The organism is Collimonas silvisoli, from assembly GCF_018305005.1.
GTDB lineage: Bacteria > Pseudomonadota > Gammaproteobacteria > Burkholderiales > Burkholderiaceae_D > Collimonas > Collimonas silvisoli.
Window position 1 is genome coordinate 1 of the sequence record NZ_JAGQEG010000158.1, and the last position, 5,927, is coordinate 5,927.

Here is a 5,927-nt window from a genome sequence, read left to right on the forward strand (position 1 = left end):
CAAAATGATCGGCGTCGGCTGGCTGCGCCTGCGCGCTGCCGCCGCCGCTGCCTGCCGGTAGCGCAGCTTGCAGGGCGGCGGTGCTGGATGAAACAAGTAAAGACATGAGGGTTCCTTGATTGATTATTCTGCCGCTGCGATCATGCGCAGCCGGAACTGGCGCGCCGCGTGTTCGTCGCTGGCGTGTTGCTCGCGCTTGTTGAACAGCTGTGCCTGCTGCTGCTTGACGCGCTCGGCCAGCGTGTCGAATGAACTCAGGCGGCGCTTGTTCTGTTGCCAATCGCTGCGTCCATGCGCCAGCCTTGAATCGGCTTGCTTGGCGACGGCGCGCTGCTGCTCGATAGCGCCGTCCAGGGTGGCGATGAAATGCTGGAAATTGCGCCAGCGCGAAGAGGAGACGCCGTCCTGCATCTGGGATTGCAGCTGATCGTAGTATTCCTGGCGATAGCGGATCAGCATCTCCAGCTTTTCCGCGGCGCTGACCTGGGCGCGCTGCAATTGCCCCAGGCGGCGGGTGGCGTCGTCGGTCTTGTTCTGGGCCAGTTCAATCAACATGGCGAGTGGTAATGTTTTTGACATGATTTCCTCTCAAACTCTGATCGCTGCGCGGTGTCGTGATTGCGGCTTATTTTCTTTGGGTCATCTCTAATTAACGGCAACTTGCACAAAAAATGTAGCGGGCGTACGGCGCTCAATCCACTTGAAACAGCTGCTCCAGTTGCGTGACCGCTTCTATATAGTCGGCGCGCTCAGTCATTCCCTGCTGTAAAAATGCTTCGATTTTCGGGTACAAGGCAATCGCCTGATCCAGTTGCAAATCATGCCCGGCGGCGTAGGCGCCGACACTGATCAGGTCGCGATTGCGCTGATAGCGCGACAGCATTTGCTTGAAGCGCCGCACCGCATCGAATTGGGCAGGTTCGATCAATGAAGTCATGGCGCGGCTGATCGAGGCTTCGATGTCGATTGCCGGGTAGTGGCCGGATTCAGCCAGGCTGCGCGACAGCACCACGTGGCCGTCGAGGATGGCGCGGGCGGCGTCGGCGATCGGATCCTGTTGATCGTCGCCCTCGGTCAGCACGGTATAGAAGGCGGTAATCGCGCCGCCTTTGCCTGCGGCGTCACGGGCGCCGTTGCCGGCGCGTTCCACCAGCGCCGGCAACTTGGCGAAGACCGATGGCGGATAACCTTTGGTAGCCGGCGGCTCGCCCACCGCCAGGGCGATTTCACGTTGCGCCATGGCGTAGCGGGTGAGCGAATCCATGATCAGCAAGACATCCTTGCCCTGATCGCGGAAATATTCGGCCAGCGAGGTGGCGTAGGCGGCGCCCTGTAAACGCAGCAGCGGTGAAGTATCGGCTGGCGCGGCGACCACTACCGCTCGCGCCAGGCCTTCCACGCCTAAAGTGTTCTCGATGAAGTCTTTTACCTCGCGGCCGCGTTCGCCGATCAGGCCGACGATGATCACTTCGGCGCTGGTGTAGCGCGCCATCATGCCGAGCAAGACGCTTTTGCCGACGCCGGAGCCGGCAAACAATCCCATGCGCTGGCCGCGGCCGACCGTGAGCAGGGCGTTGATGGCGCGCACGCCGACATCCAGCACGCTGTCGATCGGCGCCCGCGCCAACGGGTTGATGGGCGCAGCCGAGAGCGGCACCTCACGGCTGAAATCCAAAGGGCCGAGGCCGTCCAGCGGCCGGCCGGCGGCGTCGACTACCCGCCCCAGCATGCCTGCACCCACCGGCAGCCGTTTGCTGCCCGGCTCGGCCGGCGGATTGCCGTTGCCGCATGAAACAGCGGCTTCGAGCGGATACACGCGGGCGCCGGGCAATAATCCTGCCACTTCGGTTTGCGGCATCAGGAACAGGCGGTCGCCGGCAAAGCCGACTACTTCGGCTTCGGTGGTGCGTTGCGCATATCCCGGCGGCAGTTCGATCAGACAATCGCTGCCCACCGGCAGCCGCAAGCCGACCGCTTCCAGCACCAGGCCGACGGCGCGGGTCAGGCGGCCGTAGGTGCGGATCGGAATGCTGCGGCCTACGCCCAGGCTAGCGTTGCCGAGCGTGTTGCGCCAGGCTTGCAGGTGGCGATTGTCTGCCGGCTTGTCGTCGGCGGCTAGGTTGGGTTTATCAATCATGGGACGGTGCGGCTACGTTGCTTGGGTTGCGGCCCAGCGCCGCCGCTACTCTTTGCCAGCGGGTTTCCATGGTGGCGTCGAGTTCGCCGCTGCTGGCTTGCACCCGGCAGCCGCCGCGGGTGATGGCGGGATCGCTGCGCAACAGCCAGCCGGCAGCTTGCAGATCTTCCGCCAGATATTGCTGCACCAGCGCCATATCGTCGGCGTGCAGCAGCAGGCGCGGCGTGCCGCTCAATGCCGGTTCGGTTTGCAACAGTTCGCGTACTGCGGCCAGGATCAGTTGCGGCTCTACTGTCAAGGCCTGGCGCACTACCTGGCGCGCAATATCCAGCGCCAATGTCAGCAAATCGTCGGCCAGCGCTTTTTCCGCCAGGCGCAAGGCGTCGGGCATGGCCAAGCTCAACGCACGCAGGCTATCGGCTTCGTTGCGCGCACTTTCCAGGCCGGCGCTATAACCTTCCTGCCAGCCCTCGGCATAGCCTTGCTGGCGGCCTTCGCTGGCGCCGGCTTGTTGCGCTTGCTGGCGCAGGCGTTGCAATTCGGCTTCGTCCATCAGCAGTTTCGGCGTCAGTTCTGTCAGCGTCGCCCCGGTCGAGAGCGAGGCTGCGGCTTGGTCCGCAGCGGACGGATCAGCCGGTTGCACATCTGTTGGCTGTACATCTGCCTGCTGCATGTCCGCCTGCTGTACGTCTGCCATCTCCCAGCGCTGCCAGGCAGTCATTTGCTGCTTTGGCAGGGGGGCGGCAGGCGGCGCTTTGCGCCGCGGCGGCAACTGGCCGCGAGCTTGATCCAGATCAGACATAAGCATCGTTGCCTTGGCCGCCGATCACGATTTCGCCCGAATCCGCCAGGCGCCGTACGATCTGCAAGATAGTCTTTTGCTCGGCCTCGACTTGCGAGACCCGTACCGGTCCGCGCACTTCCAGGTCTTCGCGCAGCATTTCGGCCGCCCGTTGCGACATATTGCGCAGGAATTTCTCGCGCAGCTCCGGCGCCGCGCCCTTGAGGGCGATGATCAGCGATTCCGATTCGACTTCCTTGAGCAGCAGCTGGATGCCGCGATCTTCGATTTCCAGCAGATTCTCGAACAGGAACATTTCGTCGATGATCCGTTGCGCCAGGTCGCCGTCATGTTCGCGTACATGCTGGATCACGCTTTCTTCCTGCGTGCTGCTCATCAGGTTGAGGATTTCCGCAGCTGCTCTGACACCGCCCAGGCGGCTGCGCTTGACGCCCTGGCCGGACAGCAGGCCGGACAGCACGTCGGTCAGTTCGCTGAGCGCGGCCGGCTGCACGCCGCCGAAAGTGGCAACCCGCAGGATGACGTCGTGCCGCAAACGTTCGGTGAACAGTTCCAGCACCTCGGACGCCTTGCTGCGATCCAGATGCACCAGCAAGGTGGCGATGATCTGCGGGTGTTCGTCGCGGATCAGTTCGGCCACTTCGTTGGCTTCCAGCCAGTTCAAGGTGTCGATGCCGTTGGCGGAATTGTTGCCGGATTCGAGGATGTCTTCGATCAGGCTGGCGGCGCGGTCGCTGCCCAGCGCCTTGTTCAGCACGGCTCGGATATAGCCGCTTGAATCCAGGTTGAGTGCCGAGAACTGCTCGGTTTCAAGCCGGAATTCTTCCATCACTTCGACAATCTGTTCGCGCGTCACCTGGCGCAGCTTGGACATCGCCATGCCGAGCTTCTGCACGTCCTGCGGACTTAGGTGCTGGAATACGGCGGCCGCGCCGTCTTCACCCAGCGACATCAGCAGGATGGCGCTCTTTCTGATTCCGTCGTCACTCATCGTTGCCCATCCAGTTCTTGATTACCATGGCGACCAGGCGCGGATCTTTCTCGGCCAGGCTCTGTGCGTGCTGCAGATTTTCGTGATGGCGGTCGGCTTCGCGCTGCTTTGCTTCTTCGTTCAGCTTGATTTGCTCCGGCGACGGCTCATGCATTGCGTTGGCAATTGCCAACGCTGCTTCCGCTGCTGCCGATGATGTAATTTGCGGCCCTTGCAAGTGTCGGCGCAGCAGCGGCCGCACCAGGCCGAACCAGAGCCACAGGCCGGCTATGGCGAGCAACAGATACTTGCCTGCGGTTTTAGCCAACTCGATATTGTCCGGCTGGCGCCACACCGGCAATTCCGGTTCCGGTGCATCGCCGGCAAACTGGCTGTTCACCACATTCAGCGAATCGCCGCGGTCGGCGCTATAACCCATCGCTTGCTTGACCAGGTTTTTGACTTGTTCCAGTTCGGCCGCCGGCAGCGCTTGCTGCACCGCCTTGCCTTGGGCGTTGGCCGCGCCGCGATAATTCACCACCACCGCCACCGACAGCCGCTTGATGGCGCCGGCGCTCTGCTGTACATGGCTGATCGATTTATCCACTTCATAGTTGGTGGTGACGTCGCGCCGCACGTTGCTGGAGCCGCCGCTGCGTGCCGTGGTATTCGCCTGATTGCTCTGAGAATTGGCCGCCCCCGGCTGATTGGGCGGGGTAGTGCTGATAGGCGCAGTCGGATTGCTCGGCGGCTGATTCGACAAGGCGCCCGGCACGCCGCCCGGCGGGCTTGCACCTTGCTGATTGGCGTCGCTCGATTGCTGGCTGCGGATGGCGGCCTTGGTCGGGTCCTGGTTCGGCGTGTATTTTTCGTCGGTATGCTCGACCGTCGAGAAATCGATGTCTGCCGCGACTTGTGCGCGCACATTGCTGGCGCCGACGATCGGTTGCAAGATCGCCTCGATCCGGCGGATATAGCTTTGCTCTATTTCCTGCGCATACTTGAGCTGGCTCGCATCCAGGCCGCGATTGCCGGTGGCCGGCGTCGACAGCAGATTGCCGCTTTGATCGACTATCGTGACGTTCTTGGGGTTCAGTTCCGGCACGCTGCTCGACACCAGATGGGCGATAGCGCTAACCTGGCCGTCGTCGATGGAGCGGCCGTGATGCAGGGTCAGCACTACCGATGCGCTAGGCTTCTGCTGATCGCGCACGAACAGCGAAGGTTTCGGCAGGGCCAGATGGACGCGCGCCGCTTCGACTGCTGAAATCGATTCTATCGAACGCGCCAGCTCGCCTTCCAGTGCGCGCTGGTAGTTGACTTGCTCGGCAAACTGGCTGACGCCGAATTTCTGATTGTCCATCAGTTCAAAACCGACCGATCCGCCCTTTGGCAAGCCTTGCGACGCCAGCCGCAAGCGTGCTTCATGGACCTGGTCGGCGGCGATCAGTACCGCACCGCCGCCTTCGGCGAACTTATAGGGAATGTTCATCTGCTGCAGCGAGGCGATGATGGCGCCGCCGTCGCGATCCGACAGATTGCTGTACAGGACGCGGTAATCGGGGGTCCGGCTCCACAGCCAGAAAGCGGCGACGGCCGCCACTGCCAGCGAGGCGCCGACCATCAGCGGCAACTTTGGATTGGCGCGCAATTGTTCCAGCAGCGGCGGTTTCTTGTCGCCAGCGAGGTTGGCGCCGGGTACGGCAGCATTCATGCAGCCACCCCGGATGAGAACGGGCCGTGACGGCCACTGGTGTTCGTTATGCGCTTCTGTGTATCTGACATACAGCAGGCTTCCTTAGAATGGGATAACAGATGTCAACAAAGGCCCTAGACAGCCTGTGTCGACGCTAACGATTGTCAACGGCGAGTCTGTATTTCGATCGCTCGAATAGCTGGGCTTTTTCCCATCATTTGCCGCTATGCAAAAAAATCATTGCTGTTACGCTGCTTGCCAATAGCTTAGGGCCTGTTAGCAATTGATTTGGGAGATGCGTTCCAACCAAAACGTGTGGTGG

The 5,927-nt window shown here is 62.0% G+C and carries 5 protein-coding genes; all 5 read right to left on the reverse strand.

Features of this window, described 5'->3' with window-relative positions; translation table 11 throughout:
- Window positions 1-123: 123 nt before the first annotated feature.
- Window positions 124-579, reverse strand: a complete 456-nt coding sequence (fliJ, locus tag KHU33_RS24905) for a flagellar export protein FliJ (RefSeq protein WP_211468043.1) — start codon at window positions 577-579, stop codon at window positions 124-126.
- A gap of 112 nt (window positions 580-691) precedes the next feature.
- Window positions 692-2,137 carry a flagellar protein export ATPase FliI gene (gene fliI, locus KHU33_RS24910; RefSeq protein ID WP_211468045.1) on the reverse strand — a complete coding sequence of 482 codons (1,446 nt, stop codon included), beginning with the start codon at window positions 2,135-2,137 and terminating at the stop codon, window positions 692-694.
- Window positions 2,130-2,939, reverse strand: coding sequence for a flagellar assembly protein FliH (fliH, locus tag KHU33_RS24915; protein ID WP_211468047.1), 810 nt, complete (start codon window positions 2,937-2,939; stop codon window positions 2,130-2,132). The genes fliI and fliH overlap by 8 nt, the downstream gene beginning before the upstream one ends.
- Window positions 2,932-3,930, reverse strand: coding sequence for a flagellar motor switch protein FliG (gene fliG / locus KHU33_RS24920; protein WP_211468049.1), 999 nt, complete (start codon window positions 3,928-3,930; stop codon window positions 2,932-2,934). The genes fliH and fliG overlap by 8 nt, the downstream gene beginning before the upstream one ends.
- Complete coding sequence (fliF, locus tag KHU33_RS24925) at window positions 3,923-5,623, reverse strand: flagellar basal-body MS-ring/collar protein FliF (RefSeq protein WP_211468051.1); 1,701 nt, start codon at window positions 5,621-5,623, stop codon at window positions 3,923-3,925. The genes fliG and fliF overlap by 8 nt, the downstream gene beginning before the upstream one ends.
- Between the last annotated feature and the right edge of the window lie 304 nt (window positions 5,624-5,927).